Raw genomic sequence first — 20277 nt, 5'->3', positions numbered from 1 at the left:
GGTGCGAGGTGAACCGCAAACGTCTCGTCACCCTGCTCAGCGCGATCCTGGCCCTCGCCGCCTTCGCTGCGGGCGCAGCCATGCACGGCGCCGGTCTTCTCATCCCCGAACGCTCCAACCCTACCCGCGACTTCCCCTGAGGCCCGACCATGCCCAAGACCCTCCGGCTCAATATTCCCGTCCTTCTTCCCCACGCGCCTGACGCCGAGGACGGCTGCGTGGGACGTCTGATCGCCCTCATGCGGGCCGAGGCGGGCGTGTCCGAGGCGCATCTGGTCGAGGGCGCGGACGGCGCGGAGCTCTGCATCCACTATGATCCGGACCTGCTGTCGCTGGCCCAGGTCAGACGGCGGGCGCGGCAGGCCGGCGCCGAGGTCAGCGAGCGGTTCGGCCACCTGACGGGACGGGTGCACGGCGTCCGGCATGCGCGCCACGCCCGCACGCTCGCGGCCGAGCTGGGCGAGGAAGCCGGCGTCATCGAAGCCGCGCTGGATCCGGCGGGCGCCTTGCGTCTGGAGTTCGACCGTCAGGCCACGAGCCGCGAGAGATTGGTCGAGCGCCTGGCGTCTCTTGGTCTCAAATTGACGGAGACGTCGGACGTCGCCGGCCCATCGGCGGCTGTGGGTCCGGCGCCGCAAGCGGCCCGGAACGCGGCGTCGGGTCATGGTCCGGACGACGGCCACGATCACGGACACGCCGAGGGCGATGGACACGACCACGGCCATTCCGAAGGCGACGGTCATGACCATAGCCATGGCGGGGTGCTGGGGCCGAACACGGAGCTGATCTTCGCCGTGGGGAGCGGCGTCGCCCTGACGGTCGGCTGGCTGATCGAGAAATTCGTTCCGGCCCTCCCGGCGGCGCTGCCGTTCGCGCTCTTCCTGATCGCCTACGCCTTGGGCGGCTGGTTCACGGTCGGCGAAGCTATCGGAAACCTGCGGCGCAAGCGGTTCGAGATCGACACCCTGATGCTGGTCGCGGCCGCGGGCGCGGCCGCGCTGGGCGCCTGGGCGGAGGGGGCGCTGCTGCTGTTCCTGTTCAGCCTGGGGCACGCGCTCGAGCACTACGCCATGGGCCGCGCCAAGAAGGCGATCGAGGCGCTGGCGGCCCTGGCGCCGCGCACCGCCCATGTGCGGCGCGGCGATCAGGTCGTCGAACTGCCCGTGGAGCAGCTGGAGATCGGCGACCTGGTCGTCGTCCGGCCGAACGAGCGGTTGCCGGCCGACGGCTTCGTGATCAAGGGCACGTCCAGCGTCAACCAGGCGCCGGTCACCGGAGAGAGCATCCCGGTCGACAAGCAGCCGGTCGCGGACGCCGAGGAAGCGCGGGCCAGACCCGCATCGGTCGCGGCGTCGTCGGTGGTCTTCGCTGGCACGATCAACGGCGGCGGCGCGATCGAGATCGAGACGACGCGGCGCTCCAACGACACGACCCTGGCCAAGGTCGTCCGGATGGTCAGCGAGGCCGAGACCCAGAAATCGCCGACGCAGCGCTTTACCGACCGCTTCGAACGGGTCTTCGTCCCCCTGGTCCTCGGTCTGGCCTTCGTTCTCCTGTTCGCCTGGGTGGTCGTCGACGAGCCCTTCCGCGACAGCTTCTACCGCGCGATGGCGGTGCTGGTGGCGGCGAGCCCCTGCGCCCTGGCCATCGCCACGCCCAGCGCGGTGCTGTCCGGCGTGGCCCGGGCGGCCCGGGCCGGGGTCCTGGTGAAGGGTGGGGCGCCGCTGGAGAACCTCGGCGCGCTGGATGCCATCGCCTTCGACAAGACCGGAACCCTCACCGAAGGCAAGCCGCGGATCACCGATGTCGTGCCCTTCGGCCAGACGACCGAAGACGAACTGCTGGAGATCGCCGTCGCCGTCGAACGGCTCAGCGACCACCCGCTCGCGGAGGCGATCGTCCGGGATGGAAGCCAGCGCCTGGCGACCGCGCCCGCGCGAACCGCGACGGATCTGCGCAGCCTGACGGGGAAGGGGGTCACCGCCCGGTTGGAGGGGAAGGAGATCTGGATCGGCAAGCCGGAGATGTTCGGCGCCGACGGCATCGCGCCGCTGGGCCCCGATACGGAGATCGCGGTCGCCGCCCTGCGCAACGAGGGCCGCACCCTTATGGTGGTGCGGCAGGGGAACAAGGACCTCGGCGTCATCGGACTTCTGGACACGCCCCGGGCGAAGGCGCGCGAGACACTGACGGCGCTGCGCGCGCTCGGCATCCGCCGGATGATCATGATCTCGGGCGATCATCAGAAAGCCGCTCAGGCGGTCGCCGGGCAGGTCGGCCTGACCGAGGCCTGGGGCGACCTGATGCCGGAGGACAAGGTCGAGGCCATCAAGAAACTGCGGGCGGAGGCCAAGGTCGCCATGGTCGGAGACGGGGTCAACGACGCCCCGGCGATGGCGACGGCGACCGTGGGCGTCGCCATGGGGGCGGCCGGATCGGACGTCGCCCTGGAGACGGCCGACGTCGCCCTGATGGCCGACGACCTGTCAAAGCTGCCGTTCACCGTCGGCCTCAGCCGGCAGACCCGCCGCATCATCCGTCAGAACCTGTTCGTCAGCCTCGGCGTGGTGGCCTTCCTCGTTCCGGCGACGATCTTCGGGCTTGGCATCGGTCCGGCGGTGGCTCTGCACGAGGGTTCGACGCTGCTGGTCGTCTTCAACGCGCTGCGTCTGCTCGCCTGGCGCGGCCCGCGAGAGGCCGCGTGAACTCGCAAACCCCAAGCACAGGAGAACCCCTATGAAACGCATCGGATGGGTCAGCGTGATCGCGCTCTTCCTTCTCGTCTCGGTGTTCGGCTTCGGCGTATTGTCCCGCCAGGCCGCGAGACCGTCCGCGACCCCGGCGGTCGATGCCCGGCCGATCGATCAACACGCCGGCCACAGCGACGCGGCGGCCGACAGCCCGGCGACGCGGTCCTACAAGGAGGCGAACGCCCGGATGCATTCGGCCATGGAGATCGAGTACAGCGGCGACGCCGACGTCGACTTCATGCGGGGCATGATCGCCCACCACGAGGGCGCGGTCGCCATGGCCAGGATCGCGCTCGAGCACGGCTCTGATCCGGAGGTACGCGGCCTCGCCCAAGAGGTCATCCGGACCCAGGAGGCGGAGATCGTCCGCATGCGGGTGTGGCTGGCCACCCGCATGCGGACGAACTAGGCCGATGGGCTCAAAGCGGTCCACGATCCACAGCCGGGCGCCCCGCTGGCGTCCCGGCAAATACCGCGCCCGCGGTAGGTCCCGGCGCCCCCGTCCGCCGGCGCCGTTTCGGCCGGTCCGAGACACCCTGATCGCGGTCGGGGCCGGCCTGGTGGCCGCCTTCGTCGTCTTCTGCGTGGCGGCGCCCATGGCGACGACTTACCGGTTTCCCCTGTACGGCGCCTTCGGCGGGCTGATGCTTCTTTTGACCGCCTTGACCTTCCGGATGGCGGCCAAGGACCCGGCCGGCCGGCTGTTGGCCGCGATCCTGGCGCTGGTGTGCGTTCTCGGGACCGCCGCCTTGTACGTCGGACGCGATCAGATCAATCTCGCGCCGCCCCACAGGCACGCCGTCCCAGACGCCGCCGCTTCCGTCAGGCCCGGCCGATGACGGCCCTAGAGGCCACTGCGCGGGTTCCCGTCCGGATCACGCGCGGGGGATGGCTCGACATTCTGCGTTTCGTGGCGGCCGCCCTGATCGTCCTTTACCATTTCCGCGAGGCCGCCCCGGTCGCGCTCGGCGAGGTTCATCCCGTCTTCGACCGGGGCTACCTGTTGACGAACTTCTTCATCATCGACTCGGGGTACGTCCTCGCGCGCATCTACGGGGAGGGCTTCGCCAATCGCACCCTCTCGCTCTCCCTGTATGTGCGCCAACGGCTTCTTCGCGTCGCGCCCTCTCATCTCGTCGTCATCGCCGCGCTCGCGCTGCTCGTCGCGACCGCCGCCGCCGTCGGAATCCGTCCGAGCAACCCGCAATGGTTCGCCTGGCCCGAGCTTCCGGCCCAGGTCTTCCTCGTCCAGGCCTACGGCGTCCCGGGCGGGCAGGGCTGGAACGCCCCGACCTGGACGCTATCGGCGCTGCTGGGCTGCTACCTGGCCCTGCCCTGGATCTGCAGGGCGCTCTGGCGCCTGCGCCCTTGGCTCGTGGTTGCAGGCGTCGTAATGCTGCTTCTGGTGGCGGATGGTGCGAGCCGGGCATGGTTGGGCGACCCCCTCTACCGGCTTCCGCTCCGTCACGGATTCATCCGGGCGCTGCCCCTGTTCCTGCTGGGCGTCGCGGCTGCGATCCTAGGCGCGCGCGTCTGGGTCCCGCCGGTCCGTGCGGCATGGATGGGGCTCGCCGCCTTCGCGGGTCTGATCGCGGCCCAGGCCGTGTCCGATCTCGCCCTGATTTCGCTTCTCCTGCTCACCGTCATGATCTGGGCCGCCGGAGCCCTGCCCGTGGCGCGTCCGTCACGGCTGATCGAGCAGCTTGGTCTTATGTCCTTCGCTATGTTCCTGACAAACGAAGTGACCCGGATCGTCTGGTTTGGCGCGTTCGACGCCCTTGGCCAGGCGGCCTGGCCGGCGACCGTTCGCTGGGGCGTCTGGGGGCTGGGTCTGGCCTCCGCCTTTGCGGCGGCGGCGGTGTTCCGATACGGTTTCGACGGCCCGGTGCAAGCCTGGCTCAATCCGCCGCGGCGACCACCGGCGCAGCCGGGCGTGAGTTCTGACCGCCCGGTGGCTTGAAGGGCGCATCACCGAACCCTGTGCAACCGGGTGCGGCTCGGCTGTTGGCCGATCGGATGCCTGATCGGTCAATCGTCGGGCTCAGGCCGCCAGCGCGCGTCCATATCCCGACGTTCAGGGCTCGGGAACCGCACGACGCGGCGGGCGCAGACGGCGCATGCGCTTTCGTTTCTCCAGGAGCCATCCCTACCCGGGCGCGGTTGTCTCGGTGATTGACGATCCGCCGCAGGGATCGAACTGCGTGATCGAGTTCGGCGACGGCGTGGTGATCGTCGCGGGCGCTCGAACCGACGGCGACGCCCATCTTCTGGATATCCCGGCCTATCGCACGGCCAGAGGATCGAACGTCGGGCCCGGTCTCCGCGCGGGGGCTGGCGCGCCCATCCCCGCCGTTAGCCACCCTCCCGGTCAAGAGGCGCCATGCCCATGCCCGGGGCGTCGAACGGTCCCTCAAGCCACTGAACCAGATACTCCGCCACGGCGCTCAACCACTGCGGTCGCTGGGCGGGGCGGCGACTGTAGTTTTCAAGCGTGTGGGCCAGCAGGAAGTCGTACGGTCGTGGATGGATCGCGAACCGGTTGGAGAGCGGCAGGTTCATCTCCACCGCCGCGGCCGCGAAGAGCGACCGTTGCACATGCCCGTTTCCATCCAGGAAGGGATGGATGAAGCCGAACTGGCTGAAGAGATAAGAGAGCGTCACCAACTGGTCCCACGGCTCGACGAGGGTGTCGATCCGCAAGCGCACGGTCCCGACGAGGCTTTGCATGGCCGAAGGGACGTCCGGCGGGTCCATGAAGGTGAACGTCTGACCCTCGACGATGACGCTCGGACCGCCCATGACACGCAGCGCGAGGGATGTGCCGGGGACGCCGCGATAGCCGCCGGCGTATTCCGGATGGGCTGGCGGGACGAAGGCGGAGTAGAGGTCTCGATGAAGACCGCGCGGATCGTCCAGGCAGGCCCTCCGATAGACGGGGTCCGTTCGCAGCTTTTGGAGAAGCGTCGCGCTTTCGACGGCCATTCGGTCGTCGAACTCGGGATGGCGCTGTGGATGCCATTCGGGATGTTGGAGCGTCATCGACTGTCCTCACCTGCGGCTCTAGCCGTCTGCTCGAGCGGCGCCGACGCTCCAGCGTCGAAATGAAATAGTCGCGAGTCCGATAGCCTGGCAGGCGCGCGGATGGCGAGCGCGACAGGGCGCTGATCGGCTTTATCACGGATTGGGCCGGCGGGCTTGGCTTACCCGCCAGCAAGCGGGAAAGTCGTCTCGGTCAATCGTGTTGGTTGTGCCGCGCAGTTGCTCTAGGCTCCTGACCGGGGAGGCGACCATGACAGACCAAGACGCTCAATCGAACGAACCGGCCACGGACCTGTCCGTGCTCGACCGTGTATTGACGGCGTTCACGACCGCTGTTGAATCCGAAGAGGGGCTGGCTGACACCGCACAGCGGTTGGTCGATACGCTCATCACGAAGAAGGATCTCAGCGAGGCCGCGATCAGTCAGGCGCTCTTCGGAGGCGATCCGGCATGATCCAGGTCGAGAGCCTCACGATCGCGGAGTTCCGCGGCATCCGCAGCCTGTCGCTTAATCTTCAGCGGCGGAACTTCGCCGTCTGCGGCTCCAACGGCACCGGCAAGAGCGGCGTCGTGGACGCCTTGGAGTTCGTTCTGACGGGCACAATCTCGCGCCTGACCGGGAAAGGCCGCGGCGACCTGTCCATCAAGGATCATGGCCCTCACGTCGATAGGAAGACGGAACCGGAGAAGGCGTTCGTCGAAGCGACAGTGTGGATCCCGTCGCTCAGGCGATCCGTCCAGGTTCGGCGATCGGTGAAGGCGCCCGCCGTGCTTCAGGCCCATCCTGACAGCCCGGAGGTGCAGGCGGTGTTCCGCCAGCTGGAGGCCCATCCGGAGATCGCCCTGTCTCGCCGGGAGATCATTCGCTTTGTCCTGACCGAGCCGGGTCAACGCGCCAAGGACGTCCAGGCTCTCCTCAAACTGGACGACCTCGAAGTCCTGAGAACGCGGCTGCAGCGCATCTCTAACGCCAGTCAGGCCGCTGCGAAGGCCGCGGCCGCGACCCGTGATGCGGCGAAGGCTGAGTTTGTACGCGCCATGGATATCGCTGACGCGACCGCACCGGAAATCCTCGAAGCCGCCAACCGGCGCCGGAGGGTGCTTGGACTGGAGGGTCTTTCGACGCTGGGGCCCGAGGGGTCGCTACGCGATGGGTTGAGCTCACAAGCGGGCGGCCCGGTCGCCGCGGTCAACAAGGCGGTCGCCGCCGCTGATCTCGCCGCGCTGCGGGACTCAGTCGATCGGCGATCGGGGGAAGACGTCCGCGCCCAGGTCGCGGCGGCGAGGACGGCGGTCGAGCGGCTAATCGCTGACGAATCTTTGCTGAAGGACGTCGTGCGCGACGATTTTCTCAAGACGGCTCTCGATCTCTATGAGGGTGAAGTCTGTCCCGTCTGCGACACGCCCAAGACCCTGGACGAGCTCACCGCGATCATTCAGGCCAAGCGGGCGAAACTGGAGGCGGTCAAGGTCCTGCGCGCGGCGGCCGAAGACAAGCTGATGGGGGTTCGAGACGCGCTCGAAGCGGAAGCGGCTTTGACCCGGCCGGTCTACCTCACAGGCAAGTCGCTTCTCGAAGCCCATGAACTCGATCAGATCGCCGACCATGGCAAGGCTCTGGTCGATGCCGGCGCTGCGCTTGCGGCGCTTCTGCCGCTCGACAAGACGCTGGCCCGGCTTGACGAGCTGACGCCCTCCGCAGGTTTGGTCGATGTGTTGACCCGGCTTTCGGGAGCCATCGGCGGACTGCCGGAGCCTTCGGACCAGGACGCCGCGCGCGATTACCTCATCACGGGTCAGTTGCGCCTTGAGGCGTTGCGGACAGCCAGCGCGGCCGCCCGGACGGCGAACGCCCGCGCCGACAGGGCGAAGAAGGTCTTCGACCTGTACTCTGCGACCTCCACCGCGGCGCTGGAGAAGGTCTACGAAGATGTTCAAGGCCATTTCGCCGAGCTCTACCGCCGCATCAACGCCGATGACGAGGGGAACTTCGAGGCCAAACTGAAACCCTCCCTGGGAAAGCTCGGCTTCGGGGTGGACTTCTACGGACGGGGCTTCTTTCCGCCGGGCGCCTACCATAGCGAGGGACACCAGGACAGCATGGGCCTGTGTCTCTACCTCGCCCTGATGCGGTATCTCCTGGGAACGGGCTTCACCTTCGCGGTCCTTGACGACGTGCTGATGTCAGTGGACGCCGGTCATCGGCGCGAGGTGTCGAAGCTGCTGAAGGCGGAGTTCCCGGACACGCAGTTCGTTCTCACCACCCACGACCGCGCCTGGCTGAAGTTCATGAGCACCACGGGCCTCGTGGCCCCAAAGGACACGGTCCAGTTCCGCAAATGGACGGTGGAGGAAGGTCCCACGACCTGGAGCAAGGGCGACGTGTGGGACGAAATGCGCGAGAAGGCGCGAAATGACGATGTCGCAGGCGCGGCTGGCGCTCTGCGTCGATCTTTGGAGCACCTATCCGCGGAAGCCTGCCAGGCGCTGCGCGCCAAGGTCGAGTTCAGCGTCGATGGACATCATGACCTGGGCGACCTGCTGGATCCGGCCATCGGACAGATGAAGTCTCTTCTCAAAGACGCGCGTCTGGCGGCGGAAAGCTGGTCGGATACGGAGCGGTTGGCGGCGGTGAAGGCGAGCGAAACGGCCTTCGCCCAGGCCGTGACCGACGCCAAGGTCGAACAATGGCAGATCAATCCGGCCGTCCACTACAATGCATGGGCTGACCTGCAGAAGGCGGAGATGATCGCGGTCATCGACGCGTTTCAGGCGCTGTTCGTGCTCTTCAACTGTGACCAGTGCGGCGTCCTGATCGAGGTAAGTCCGGGACGTGGCCGACGTGAGTACCTCCAGTGCATGTGCGGCAAGGTCAAGTTCGCCTTCATGTCGAAACCGAAAGTCGCCGCGTAGGCCGCATTCGCGCTGGTCCCTGCTCAGTCCCCGGCGTCGCCAAGACGTCAGTCCTCTTCGTCCTCGCGTTCCCGCGGAGGCGGCGTCCAGCCGTCGGCTTCGAACAGGGCGACCACTTCGCCGAAAGCCTCGCGCCGATGTGACCGTAGGAGCATCTGATAGAAGCGATTGCGGGCGTCCGGCGAGGGCAGGCGTCCGCCGCCCGCGTTCCGAACCAGGCTCAGGAGCAGCGCGCTGGTGCCGGACGCCGCGTAGTTCTGGCCGGTGGCGGCGACGGCGTCGAGCAGTTGATCGAGGGCCGCCGTGTCGAGCCGGCCCGTGTAGGGCGTGATGTACGCGTCGAAATTGGCTTCGGAGCCGCGGAAGCTTCCGGACTGGGCGTAGAGCTCAACCGCATGGGGCCAAAGCTCCCGCAGGGGCGCGGCGGCGATCGCCTGAGCCAGAGGCTCGCGGTCTAACCCGGCGATAAGGGCGAGGATCGGCGCCCTGAATGGCGCGAAGGCGACGCCCTTTAGGAGGAGGTAGTCCGTCAGAGTGGCGCCGTCGGCGTTGTTGACCGTCTCCTGCAGGGAGGTCCGGGTCGGCTCCTGCACGAGGTGCCAGAAGTCGGGGAAGGCTGCGACGAAGGCGATGGCGCGCGCGCGGTCGGCCGGGTCGAGCGCGTCGAGCAGACGCACGATGCTGGCCACCACGTCAGGCCAGGCTGCAGCCGCCCGGTCGCGAACCGCGACCAGCGCGGCTTCGACCTTGGGGCGGACGACGTCGAGATGGGCAGGAACGCCCTTCAGCAGAGACTTCGCCAGCACGGTGCCGAAGTTGCGGATCGCCTGCGGCCGGACCCGCGCGAGGTAGCGCTGCTCGACATAGTCGAGGATCCGCGCGGGATCGGTCGGGAAGCCGGACGATTGGACGTCGGCGTCGAAGACCTCGAAGATGGCGCGGCCCTGGAGGGCTTCCTGACCGAGAACCAGGTCGACGGCGTTGACGAGATGCATCCGAACCAGTTCGGGGGTCGGTTCGAATAGGAGGGCTTCGGCGGAGAAGGCCGGATGGGCGCAGAGGTGACGATCCTCGCGCAGGCGTTCGAGCTGCCGGCCCGCGATCTGGCTGATCGCCTGGGTGTTGTCTGCGGCGTCTTCGAGAATGCGGCCCTCTAGCTGAAGCAGTTGCCGGATGTCGCGGATGGCCGTCGCATTGTCCCACGACTGTAGGAAGGCCGTCGCCGCGGCATCGCCCATGGCGCTGAGCTCGCGATATTTGGCGATCAGATCATAGGCGATAGCGACCCAGGCGGCCGTGAGCGAGGCGCGCAGCGCCCCGGCCTTGTAGGCCCGCACGGCGTCCAGGAAGTAGGTGCGGGATTGCGGGTTGCGGACCTTGGTCAGCAGGATGTCGAGGTCTACGAAACTGGAATCCACGGGATCGCACCGGATAGTAAAAGGAACGCCGACCTTAGCCATGCCCCTTGCGGGACGTAAGCCGGCGCTCAGTCATTGCCCAGGTGTGGGCCATGGCGAGCTTCACCTGTCGCGTTCGAATGCGCTGCGCGAGGGTGGAGGGAGAGCGGGGAGTGCAAGCATCTGACATTGGCCAAACCCGCAGCGAGGTCCTATGGCGAGGGGATTGTCTTTCTGACCTCCCGACCGTCAAGCGGGCTCGTGGAATAGCAATCTGGGTGGAGCCGGCAAGGCCGGGGGAGGGGGCGGCTGGAGTTCAGTGCCGGGACGAACCGCCGCGAGGATCAAGCGCTCCAGGCATTCGATCGCCTCCCGCTTCTCCTCAAGATAGTCGTGCTGGACATAGACCGACATGGTGATGGACGATCCGCCGCCTAGCTCGTTCGCATGGTTGAGAAGCTTGGACAGAATGAAGGGGCTTGTCCTGGCTCGCGCCAGCCTGGTCGCTCCGCTGCGGCGCAGGTCGTGGACCGTGATGTCCGGAATATCGATCGCGGCCCTGATGTCGCGCATGGCGTGGCTGATCGCCGAGGGATGAATGGCGCCCGGCGCCTCGCCGCGCCCGACGAAGACAAACGGCGACGGCTCCGCGCCCTCCGACGGCTTTGGCCGAAGCGCCAGGGCTTCCTTGATCAGGACGATCGAAAACGCGCCCAAGGGAACGACGGTGGTGCGTCCGGCCTTGGTGCGGCCGGCGGGGATCGTCCATGTCTTCTCGGCGAAATCGAGTTCGGCGACTCGCATCTCCGCGACCTCCGCGCGTCGCTGCAGAAGTAGGGCCGCCAGCTGGATCGCGATCCGGATCGGACGCCCCACCATTAGCGCCTCGTCCCGGCCTTTCGGCAGCGGACGTCGGTAGCCGGACGTGTCTTCGAGGGCCCGCCAGAGCGCTCGCAACTCGACATCGTTGAGGACGCGCGTCCGCGGGGTTTCCTCCGCGAGATCGTCGAGCTGCTGGGCGGGGTTCCTGAGAACCCGATCTTCGGAGATTCCCCACGCGAAAATCTGGCTGATCAGGCTCCGGGCGCGATTGGACGTAACTCCCTTGCCCTCTTGCAGGATCTCCCGAAGGCGTTTGCGCACCACGTCCTTGGTCACCGCTTCGATGCGCAAACCCGCGATCTGGCGGAGATGCTTCCGGTAGAGGTTCCGTTCGGAAAGGATGGTGGGCGCGCGCTTGCGCTTTTTGCTCGGGCGATACTCTCCGGTCTCGGTGGCCCTGAAGTAGCCCTCGGCCATGTCGTCGAACGTCCTCAGCGTCTGAGCCTTGGCTTCGGCCTTGATGACCTGAATTTCGGTCGCTGGATCGCGGCCGGCGTCGATCTCGGTTTGAAGTTTCCTCGCCTTCGCGCGGGCCCCCGCGACCGTCAGCGCGGCGGCGTCGCCCAGGGCTTGATCCGGCGGAACATAGCGACCGAGCCGAACTCTCGGCTGACTTCCATCCAGACGCCGATAACGAAAGCCCCAGACTTTCGAGTGCCCCGAAATCCGCAGGTAGAGACCCTTCAGGTCCGCATCCCAGAGCTCGAGACGATGTTCGTCAGTCGGTCTGAGCGCCGCGACGCTCCGGTCTGTCAGTCGTGTCGCGCCCATCTGAATCCTCGTCCGAAGCGCCCCGATTTTGGGGAGCAAATGGGGAGCAAATTGCAGCAACTCGAAGCATAGCGACGAAGAGGGGTGAATTCAAAAACTTTCTAAAAACAGTGCATTAGCACAGTCCTGAACAGTCCTGAAAAGGCATTGGAGGCCGCTGGGGGTCAAGGGGTCGCAGGTTCGAATCCTGTCGCTCCGACCATTCTTGAAAAAGAATGATGATGGTGGGGTCGTCCTTGCGGGCGGCCCCATCGCCGTATCTGGAGGCAGGTTCGGCGCTCAGCCGCGCTCGGCCCATCGCAGCAGCGGGATGAGCGGCAGGCCCCAGGCGGTCCCGCCGATGCCGAAGAACAGGAAGTCGATCCACTGCGACGGCGGCAGCAGTCCGCGCAGGGCGATCAGGCCCCAAACCCAGAAAACGAGAAAGAGCAGCACGCCGATCGCGGCGACGAAGCGACGCAGACGCGGCGGCATCAGCGCTTGTTCCGGAACAGGAAGAAGGCCACGAGACAGATGCCCGATCCGACGAGCGCCCACGGCACCCAGACCCAGCTGTCCATCGTGCTGACCGCGAAGACCCGCACCGCCAGAAACCATCCGCAGGCCAGGCCGATCCCGGACACAAGGCTTGTGCCGCCAAAGCCGCGCCGGCCCGTCAGAAGGTCCGCGATCCAGGCCAGCAGCAGGCCGCCTGCGACGGCGGCGGCGATATCGGCGTATTGCAACCCTGATCTCCTGCGGCAACAGCGCCGTTAACTCAATCCGACTCGATCTTGTCGCTTGGGGCGGGCATACCGCACCGGTCGCGTCTGGTCTTCGTTCGACGCGACACCATATCCGGGTCAGTGTCAGGCGTCGAATGAACCGTTTCGGAAATCCAGATCGTAACCGCGCCGTCGCCGTGTGGCTCTTCACTACGGCCGCCGTCGTCTTCCTGATGGTCGTGATCGGCGGCATCACGCGGCTGACGGGCTCGGGCCTGTCGATCACGGAGTGGAAGCCCATCATGGGCGCGATTCCGCCTCTGAACGACGCCCAGTGGGCCGAGGCCTTCCAGAAGTACAAGCAGATCCCGCAGTACGCGCAGGTCAACGCCGGCATGAGCCTGGGCGAGTTTCAGGGCATCTTCTGGTGGGAGTGGCTGCACCGGCTGATCGGGCGTCTGGTGGGTATGGTGTTCGCCCTGCCGCTGATCGTCTTCCTGCTGTGCCGTCTTGGGCCGGCCCGGTCGGTATTCCACCAGTGGGCGATGCCCAATCGCCTGATCTGGCGCTGTGTCCTGCTCCTGGCCTTGGGCGGCCTTCAGGGGCTGATCGGATGGTGGATGGTGTCTAGCGGCCTGTCCGAGCGTGTCAGCGTCGCGCCGGAGCGTCTGGCCACACATCTGGGTCTGGCGTTCGTGCTGTTCGCCGCCCTGATCTGGACGGGGCTGGAGGCCTGGAACGGCGAGGATCACGGCCGGCCGCCGTCGGGTTGGGCGAGGGGCGCCGGCCTGCTGCTCGGCGCGGTCTTCCTGCAATGTCTGCTGGGCGCCCTGGTTGCGGGCGGTCATGCGGGGCTGGTCTATACCGACTGGCCGCTGATGAACGGCGCCGTTTTGCCGCCGGCCGACTGGAGCCTGGGCGCGGTCGCCTTTCTGCATGATCAGGCGCTGACGCAGTTCAATCACCGACTGGTCGCCTATGGCCTGCTGATCGCCGTCAGCATTTATGCCTTCCAGGCCTGGCGCTGGCGCGTGGCGGAGGGAATGGGCTTCGGCGCCTTTGCGCTTGCGGGTGTGATCTGGTTCCAGGCTCTGCTGGGGATCGTGACCCTGGTGCACGCGGTTCCGGTGTGGCTGGGCGTGCTGCACCAGGCGGGCGCCGCAATCGTGCTGGCGACGGCCACCGTGAACCTATGGTTGGTGCTGCGGGCTCAGCCGCGCATCTTCATGTCCGGACCGAGGACCATGGGCCTCTGATCGCCAGAGTCATGCCGGGGTACATGATGTTGACGAACAGCACCTCGCCATCCGGCGAGAAGCAGGCGCCGGCGAACTCGGAGTTGCCGGTGAAGACATTGCGGCCGATCGTATAGACCTTGCCCTCTGGCGTGACGCCTTTCAGGTGATTGCGGACGTCCGAGGAATAGTTGTCCTCGCACAGGATCAAGTGTCCCCAGGGCGCGACGGTAATGTTGTCGGCCATATTCATCGTCTTCGGGTCCGTGCTTTCCACGAACAACTGCAGCCGGTCCGCCGCGCCGTTCAGACCGGGGACCAGCCGCATGACCTGACCGCGGCGGATTGGCCCGCCCGAGGTTGCGGTGAAATACAGTTCGTCATCGCCCCACCAGACGCCTTCGCCCCGCGCCACCCAGGCCGCGCCGGACGCATGACCGCGCTTGGCTAGGTCGCCATTGGGAGATTCGACGTCGTCCAGATCAATCCATTCGATCTCCCTCCAATCCCCGACAGCCCAGGTGCGAGCGTCCTGATTGCGGGTGTCGGCCGAGGGCGCGCCCTTCCAGGCCATCGCCTGAAGCCGGCCGCCCTCTCTCAGCCTGCCGGGCGCATTGGGAATGAAGCGATAGAAGAGGCCGGCGTTGTCGTCTTCGGTCAGATAGACGACGCCGGTGCGGGGATCGACGCAGACGGCCTCGTGATCGAAGCGACCCATGGCCTTGAGCGGCACCGGATCGACCAGGGCGGTTGCGGTCGCCGGCACTTCGAAGACCCATCCGTGAGCCTTGGTCACATCGGCGTCGGCCGGCGTCTCCAGCGTTTCCTCGCAGGTCAGCCAACTGCCCCACGGCGTCGGGCCGCCGCAGCAGTTGGTCGAGGTGCCGGCCAGCGTCAGATGTCGGCTGACCATCCGGCGGGTCGCCAGATCATAGACGATGGTGGAACAGCCGCCGGGCAGGGGGCGGCCATTCTTATAGGTGTCGTAGCCCTTGGTGGCGTCCAGCAGGTCAAGCCGTTCCTCACGAAGGCCGCCGGGGCCGAGGTTGCGATGCAGGCCGCTGGAGCCTTTCAGCTCGTGATTGACGACCAGGGCCACGCGAGACCCTTCCAGCGGGAAACAAGCCATGCCGTCAGGCTGACCCGGAGCTAACAAGCCGTCATCCATCGTGTCTCCGCTCTGGGCCACGACCTGATAGGAAAAGCCTTCGGGCAGATCGAGCAAGCGATTGGGATCGCGCAGCAGCGGGCCGTAGCCATGGACCTCGTTGACGTAGGTCTCTTCACCCGCCGTCTGAGCGGCGGCATGACGAGCCAGTCCCGAGAAGGCGGCGGCTGCGCCCGTGGCGATCAGACCGCGACGATGAAGGATCATGAAGGGACTCCAGAGCTGTCGTCTTTGCGATGCCCGCCTATAATCATCCTTTGATGACGTTTTATGTTACGCCGTAACGCTGCCTAGCCTCTTCGCGTCGGGTATTTTAATACCGTATTTTAAAAACTCAGTTGAAACAATGCGTTGTGGCAAATGTGATGTTGTTTAGTGCGTTGACGCGACCAATCGTCTCCTGTATCAGCGCGCCTTCATTCGGTTCCCTCGGGGGCCGGACCCGATTTTCGTCTCCAGGAACCCCCTCATGCTGAAGAGCACTACGGCTTCGTTGAAGCCGGCCGAGGTCGAGAAGAAGTGGATCCACATCGACGCCGAAGGCGTCGTGGTGGGCCGCCTTGCGACCTTCATCGCCAACCGTCTGCGCGGCAAGCACCGCGGCGACTACACCCCGCACGTCGATTGCGGCGACTATGTCGTCGTCACCAACGTCGACAAGGTGGTGTTCACTGGCAAGAAGAACACCGACAAGATCTACTATCGCCACACCGGTCACCCGGGCGGCGTCAAGTCGACCACGCCTGAGAAGGTTCTGGGCGGCCGCTTCCCCGAACGCGTGCTTGAAAAGGCCGTCGAGCGCATGCTGCCCAAGGAAAGCCCCTTGGCCCGCAAGCAGATGACGCACCTGCGCCTGTTCGCCGGCGCCGCGCACGACCACGAAGCCCAGCAACCGGAAACGATCGACTTCAAGTCGGCGTCGCCCAAGAACACCCGGAGCGTCTGAGCATGACCGACGTGACCAACACCGAAACCGCCACCGGCTTCGACGCCCTGAAGGGCCTGAGCTCTTCGGTCGAGAACGACGCGCCCGTCTATGTCCAGAAGCTGGACGCCCAGGGCCGCGCCTATTCGACCGGCAAGCGCAAGAACGCCATCGCTCGCGTCTGGGTGAAGCCCGGCACCGGCAAGATCACCATCAACGGCAAGGACCAGGAGCAGTATTTCGCTCGTCCCGTGCTGCGCATGATGATCGCTCAGCCGCTGACCGTCTCGGATCGCGCCACGCAGTATGACGTGATCTGCACCGTCGAAGGTTCGGGCCTGTCGGGCCAGGCCGGCGCCATTCGTCACGGCCTGTCGCACGCCCTGACGCACTTCGAACCGGAACTGCGCAAGGTTCTGAAGCCGCATGGCTTCCTGACCCGCGACAGCCGCGTCGTCGAGCGCAAGAAGTACGGCCGCGCCAAAGCTCGCCGCAGCTTCCAGTTCTCGAAGCGCTGATCGCGTTTACGCGGTTTGGATTTGGGGCGCTTCGGGGAGACCCGGAGCGCCCTTTTTCTTGCGCCTTTGCTCCCTTAAGCGGAGAAGGAACGGGAGAGACAAATGACCCACACCATCTTCATCGACGGCGAGGCCGGCACCACGGGGCTGGAAATCCGCGAGCGGCTGGAAGCGCGCCCGGATTTGGAACTGCTGTTGCTGGGCGAGCGTCGTCGGGATGCGGATGCGCGGCGTGAGGCCCTGAACGGCGCTGACGCGGTGATCCTGTGTCTGCCCGACGATGCGGCGCGGGAAGCCGTGTCCATGATCGAGAACCCGTCGGTCAAGGTGATCGACGCCTCGACCGCCTATCGCGTCGCGCCAGGCTGGGCCTATGGCTTTGCTGAAATGGATGCCGGGCAGCGTGCGTTGATCGCGCGCTCTCAGTTCGTTTCGAACCCCGGCTGTTATCCCACGGGTTTCATTGCCTTGGTGCGGCCGCTGGTGAAGGCGGGTCTGGTGCCCGCCAACTATCCGGTCACGGTCAATGCGGTGTCGGGCTATTCCGGCGGCGGCAAGGCCATGATCGCCGCGCTCGAGGCGGCCGCAAAAGACAGCGGGGGCGCCGCGACCGCCTATCGCGCCTATGGTCTGACGCTGAGGCACAAGCATGTGCCTGAAATGACAAAACACACAGGTCTGAGCCGAGACGTGCTGTTCACGCCGGCGGTCGGAAACTATCGCCAAGGCATGCTGGTCGAGGTTCCGCTGCATCTGGGGGCCCTGCCGGAAACCCCTTCTGTCGAACGGCTGCACGGCGCCTTGGTCGAGGCCTATGACGGCCAGCGGTTCGTCGAGGTCGCCGACCTGGAGGAGACCGAGGCCATGACCGGCATCGCGCCCGAAGGCCTGAACGGCACCAATCGCCTGCGTCTGCATGTCTTCGGCGATCGCAACGGCGAGCAGGCGCGGCTGGTCGCTTTGCTCGACAACCTGGGCAAGGGTGCGTCGGGCGCGGCGGTGCAGAACCTGAACATCATGCTGGGCCTGGATGAAGCGACCGGTCTGATCTGAGGTCTGAAACCATTCGGCGGCGTGCGTCGTATCAGGGACATGACCCAGTCCCTGATTCTGAATCGCCGGGGCCTTCTGATGAGCGCCGGCGCGCTCGCCCTGTCCGCCTGTTCGCCTGAGACGTCCGAAGCCGGGGAGGGGCAATATGCAGCCTCGCCCTATCGTCGGGTGTCCGATGCGGATTGGCGACGACGCTTGGGCGACGCCTCCTGGCGCGTCATGCGGCACGAGGGGACGGAGCGTCCCTATTCCAGCCCGCTGAACGATCAGCACGCTCGCGGGACCTTCGTCTGCAAGGGCTGCGATCTGCCGCTGTTCCGATCGCAGTGGAAGTTCGATTCCCACACCGGCTGGCCCAGCTTCTATGACGTGATCGCCGCCAATGTCGGCAAGAAGCGTGACCTGGCCATCGGCATTCCACGCACCGAATATCATTGCGCCCGCTGCCTGGGACACCAAGGGCATGTGTTCGACGATGGTCCGCGTCCGACGGGGCTACGCTACTGCAACAACGGCGTGGCGCTGAAGTTCGTCTCGGCCTAGGCGCGAAGGGCGCGCACGGCTGAATCGACGGTCAGGCCGAAGATGACCGAGGCGATGATCACCAGCAGACCATAGTCGTGACCGGCGAAGAAAACGGGCGCGCAGGCCATGGCGATGACGATCAATGGAAACAGTCCGGCCCAGACCGCCGTGCCCGGCGTGCTGACGTGGATCAGCGGCTGAGCGACCGGACGTTTCATCGCGCGCGCCATTCGTTCGTTGAGCAGAACGAAGGCGGCCGCGCAGATGACGGCCGAGATCACATATTTGACCGTGTTGCCCGGTTCTCCGAACAGGCTGGCTGTCATGATCAGCAGGATCAAGGCGACGCCTGTGCTGACGGCGAGCAGGGCGTTGGGTTCGAGACGGTTCAAGACTTCACTTTCACATAGCTGCCCGGCGCCGGCTCGATGGGCTTGAGCGGGCCCATGGCCGGGTCGCGGGCGGGGATTTGCTTCCCGGATCGCGCGCCGAGCCAGGCCGACCAATGCTCCCACCAGCTGCCGGGATGTTCGATGGCTTCCGCCTGCCATTCGGCCAAGGTCGCGGGAAGGGCAGGGTTGGTCCAGTGCTGATACTTCTTTGCGGCCGGGGCGTTGATGACGCCGGCGATATGACCTGACCCGGCCAGGGTGAAGGTCACATCCTTGCCGCCAAACAGCTTGGCGGACCGATAGACGGAGTTCATCGGCGCGATGTGATCCTCGCGGCTGGCCTGGAAATAGAGCGGGATCTCGACCTTCGACAGGTCCGCCGTCAGGCCGCCGATCTCGAACTGCCCCTTGGCCAAGGCATTGGCTCCATACATCTGACGCAGATAGTCGAGATGCAGGGTCTTGGGCATGCGGGTCTGATCGGCGTTCCAGAACAGCAGGTCGAAGGCGGGCGGATCCTTGCCCAGCAAATAGTTGCTGATGAAGAAGGACCAGATCAGGTCGTTGGACCGCAGGGCGTTGAACGTTTCGGCCATGGCTGCGCCCGGCAGGACGCCGCCCGCCGCATCCATCTGACGCTCGATCTCGGCGATCCAGTGTTCGTCGGTGAACAGCAGCAGGTCGCCGGCCTCGGCGAAGTCATGCTGAGCGGCGAAGAAGGTAGCGGCGGCGATGCGCTTGTCGCCCTTGGCCGCCATATGGGCCAGGCCAGCGCCAAGCAGGGTGCCGCCGATGCAATAGCCCACGGCGTTCAGTTGCTTGGTTTCCGCCTGCTCCAGCGTTTTCTCGACCGCGCGATAGATGCCCTTTTCCAGATAGTCGTCGAAGCCGAAGCCAGCCTTGTCCCTGTCCGGATTGACCCAGGAACAGACGAAGACCGTAAAGCCCTGAGCCGACAGCCAGCGGATCAGCGAGTTCGCCGGCTGCAGGTCCATGATGTAGAATTTGTTGATCCAGGGCGGGAAGATCAGCAGCGGGATTTCGTGCTGGCTCTCAGTTAAGGGTGCGTACTGGATCAGTTCGAACAACTCGTCGCGCCTGACGACCTGGCCCGGCGCGGTGGCGACGTTCTCGCCAACGACGAACTTGCCATAGTCGGCCTGACTGATGCGCAGCGATCCCCCGCCACGTTCCAGATCGGCGGCGAAGTTCTGCATGCCCTTCACCAGTGATTCGCCGCTGGTCTCCGCCAAGGCTTTCAGCGCGACGGGGTTGGAGGCCAGGAAGTTCGACGGCGAAAAGGCGTCGGTCAGCAGGCGGGTGAAGAACTGGGCGCGACGTTTGAGCGTCGGATCGACGTCCTCGACCCCGGCGATCAGGCCGTTCATCCAGTCTGATGTCAGCAGATAGGATCGCCGCATCATGTCGAACATCGGGTTTTCGGACCAGGCCGGGTCCTTGAACCGCTTGTCGACCGGTGCGGGATCGGGCGCCTCGCCGGCCGCCTGACGCGCCGTCGATGACCAGAGCTGCATATAGCGGCCAAACAGGTCAGCCTGTGCCTGAATCATCTTGTCGGGCTGGGCGGCTAGGCTGGTCATGACTGACGTCATGGCCGGCGCGACGTTGAAGGGATCGGCGGAAAGGGCGGCCGGCCGATCGGCCTGGGTCAGCGCCGCCTCGGCGATCGCGCTTTGGGCCATCATGGCCGCCTTGGCCAGATTCATCGACAGGGTTTCGATCAACTCGGCCTGGTTGGGCGTCGCTGCGGTCGGTTCAGGAGTCGGTTCGGAATGGGCTTCGGCGGCCGCTTCCCGCGTTTCGGCAGTTTTCGATTTGGGCTGGCGAGGCGGGCGGGGCTTGGCGGACGTCGGACGTCCGGCCTTGCGTGCGGGGCGGTCGGGGGCGTCTGTCGGCGTTCTGGGAGTCTTGGCCATGATCGTCCTTCGCGCTTCCTGCGCCAGAGGGCGGTTCATCCGCCCTTCCGCGCACCGCGATGATGGCA

At 66.1% G+C, this 20277-nt stretch carries 20 protein-coding genes; 12 read left to right on the top strand and 8 right to left on the bottom strand.

Annotation, left to right across the window (positions count from 1 at the left end):
• The first annotated feature begins 8 nt into the window (after positions 1 to 8).
• The 5 genes from VH88_RS16625 (at position 9) to VH88_RS13715 (ending at position 4710) form a co-directional block, all read left to right on the top strand.
• Positions 9 to 140 carry a hypothetical protein gene (locus VH88_RS16625; RefSeq protein ID WP_255360440.1) on the top strand — a complete coding sequence of 44 codons (132 nt, stop codon included), beginning with the start codon at positions 9 to 11 and terminating at the stop codon, positions 138 to 140.
• 9 nt (positions 141 to 149) lie between these two features.
• On the top strand, positions 150 to 2705 hold the full coding sequence (locus tag VH88_RS13730; RefSeq protein WP_045811738.1) for a heavy metal translocating P-type ATPase: 2556 nt from the start codon (positions 150 to 152) through the stop codon (positions 2703 to 2705).
• 31 nt (positions 2706 to 2736) lie between these two features.
• The gene (locus VH88_RS13725) at positions 2737 to 3159 is read left to right on the top strand and encodes a DUF305 domain-containing protein (protein WP_045811737.1); all 423 of its coding nucleotides are present in this window, start codon (positions 2737 to 2739) and stop codon (positions 3157 to 3159) included.
• 151 nt (positions 3160 to 3310) lie between these two features.
• Positions 3311 to 3589 carry a hypothetical protein gene (locus VH88_RS13720; RefSeq protein ID WP_156146850.1) on the top strand — a complete coding sequence of 93 codons (279 nt, stop codon included), beginning with the start codon at positions 3311 to 3313 and terminating at the stop codon, positions 3587 to 3589.
• Positions 3586 to 4710 carry an acyltransferase gene (locus VH88_RS13715; protein ID WP_045811735.1) on the top strand — a complete coding sequence of 375 codons (1125 nt, stop codon included), beginning with the start codon at positions 3586 to 3588 and terminating at the stop codon, positions 4708 to 4710. Before VH88_RS13720 ends, VH88_RS13715 begins: the two co-directional genes overlap by 4 nt.
• 392 nt (positions 4711 to 5102) lie before the next feature.
• On the opposite strand, the gene VH88_RS13710 is transcribed toward VH88_RS13715, so the two are convergent.
• On the bottom strand, positions 5103 to 5732 hold the full coding sequence (locus VH88_RS13710; protein ID WP_197071092.1) for a Fic family protein: 630 nt from the start codon (positions 5730 to 5732) through the stop codon (positions 5103 to 5105).
• 307 nt (positions 5733 to 6039) lie between these two features.
• Here VH88_RS13710 and VH88_RS13705 point away from each other — a divergent pair, with 307 nt between their 5' ends.
• The gene (locus VH88_RS13705; RefSeq protein ID WP_156146849.1) at positions 6040 to 6243 is read left to right on the top strand and encodes a hypothetical protein; all 204 of its coding nucleotides are present in this window, start codon (positions 6040 to 6042) and stop codon (positions 6241 to 6243) included.
• Positions 6240 to 8702: an ATP-binding protein gene (locus VH88_RS13700; RefSeq protein WP_045811732.1), complete on the top strand. Its 2463-nt coding sequence runs from the start codon at positions 6240 to 6242 to the stop codon at positions 8700 to 8702. The genes VH88_RS13705 and VH88_RS13700 overlap by 4 nt, the downstream gene beginning before the upstream one ends.
• Positions 8703 to 8749: 47 nt before the next feature.
• On the opposite strand, the gene VH88_RS13695 is transcribed toward VH88_RS13700, so the two are convergent.
• From VH88_RS13695 to VH88_RS13670, 4 genes are all read right to left on the bottom strand, one after another.
• A complete protein-coding gene (locus tag VH88_RS13695; RefSeq protein ID WP_045811731.1) occupies positions 8750 to 10120 on the bottom strand; it encodes a hypothetical protein in 1371 nt (456 codons plus the stop codon).
• Positions 10121 to 10348: 228 nt separating this feature from the next.
• Positions 10349 to 11752 (bottom strand): site-specific integrase, encoded by a 1404-nt coding sequence (locus VH88_RS15435; protein WP_052689616.1) that lies wholly within the window; start codon positions 11750 to 11752, stop codon positions 10349 to 10351.
• A gap of 279 nt (positions 11753 to 12031) precedes the next feature.
• The gene (locus VH88_RS13675; protein ID WP_045811727.1) at positions 12032 to 12226 is read right to left on the bottom strand and encodes a DUF2842 domain-containing protein; all 195 of its coding nucleotides are present in this window, start codon (positions 12224 to 12226) and stop codon (positions 12032 to 12034) included.
• Positions 12226 to 12477 carry a hypothetical protein gene (locus VH88_RS13670; RefSeq protein WP_017503900.1) on the bottom strand — a complete coding sequence of 84 codons (252 nt, stop codon included), beginning with the start codon at positions 12475 to 12477 and terminating at the stop codon, positions 12226 to 12228. The genes VH88_RS13675 and VH88_RS13670 overlap by 1 nt, the downstream gene beginning before the upstream one ends.
• Before the next feature lie 134 nt (positions 12478 to 12611).
• On the opposite strand from VH88_RS13670, the gene VH88_RS13665 reads away from it, so the two are divergent.
• Positions 12612 to 13712 (top strand): COX15/CtaA family protein, encoded by a 1101-nt coding sequence (locus VH88_RS13665; RefSeq protein WP_045811726.1) that lies wholly within the window; start codon positions 12612 to 12614, stop codon positions 13710 to 13712.
• Here the strand turns inward: VH88_RS13665 and VH88_RS13660 are convergent.
• Entirely contained in the window at positions 13681 to 15066 is a 1386-nt protein-coding gene (locus VH88_RS13660; RefSeq protein WP_045811725.1) for an alkaline phosphatase PhoX, read from the bottom strand. The genes VH88_RS13665 and VH88_RS13660 overlap by 32 nt on opposite strands.
• A gap of 262 nt (positions 15067 to 15328) precedes the next feature.
• On the opposite strand from VH88_RS13660, the gene rplM reads away from it, so the two are divergent.
• From rplM to msrB, 4 genes are all read left to right on the top strand, one after another.
• Positions 15329 to 15805: a 50S ribosomal protein L13 gene (gene rplM / locus VH88_RS13655; protein ID WP_017503897.1), complete on the top strand. Its 477-nt coding sequence runs from the start codon at positions 15329 to 15331 to the stop codon at positions 15803 to 15805.
• Positions 15806 to 15807: 2 nt separating this feature from the next.
• Positions 15808 to 16302: a 30S ribosomal protein S9 gene (rpsI, locus tag VH88_RS13650; RefSeq protein WP_017503896.1), complete on the top strand. Its 495-nt coding sequence runs from the start codon at positions 15808 to 15810 to the stop codon at positions 16300 to 16302.
• Positions 16303 to 16404: 102 nt separating this feature from the next.
• Positions 16405 to 17355 (top strand): N-acetyl-gamma-glutamyl-phosphate reductase, encoded by a 951-nt coding sequence (gene argC, locus VH88_RS13645; protein ID WP_045811724.1) that lies wholly within the window; start codon positions 16405 to 16407, stop codon positions 17353 to 17355.
• Between the two features lie 39 nt (positions 17356 to 17394).
• Positions 17395 to 17898, top strand: coding sequence for a peptide-methionine (R)-S-oxide reductase MsrB (msrB, locus tag VH88_RS13640; protein WP_045811723.1), 504 nt, complete (start codon positions 17395 to 17397; stop codon positions 17896 to 17898).
• Here msrB and VH88_RS13635 read toward each other — a convergent pair.
• Entirely contained in the window at positions 17895 to 18272 is a 378-nt protein-coding gene (locus VH88_RS13635; protein ID WP_045811722.1) for a hypothetical protein, read from the bottom strand. The genes msrB and VH88_RS13635 overlap by 4 nt on opposite strands.
• Positions 18269 to 20209 carry a class I poly(R)-hydroxyalkanoic acid synthase gene (phaC, locus tag VH88_RS13630; RefSeq protein ID WP_156146848.1) on the bottom strand — a complete coding sequence of 647 codons (1941 nt, stop codon included), beginning with the start codon at positions 20207 to 20209 and terminating at the stop codon, positions 18269 to 18271. The genes VH88_RS13635 and phaC overlap by 4 nt, the downstream gene beginning before the upstream one ends.
• Positions 20210 to 20277: the final 68 nt, after the last annotated feature.

The sequence above is a fragment of the Brevundimonas sp. KM4 genome, assembly GCF_000964075.1.
Classification (GTDB): domain Bacteria; phylum Pseudomonadota; class Alphaproteobacteria; order Caulobacterales; family Caulobacteraceae; genus Brevundimonas; species Brevundimonas huaxiensis.
The sequence above is the reverse complement of the archived record's forward strand: the minus strand, read 5'-3'. Positions and strand labels throughout refer to the sequence as shown.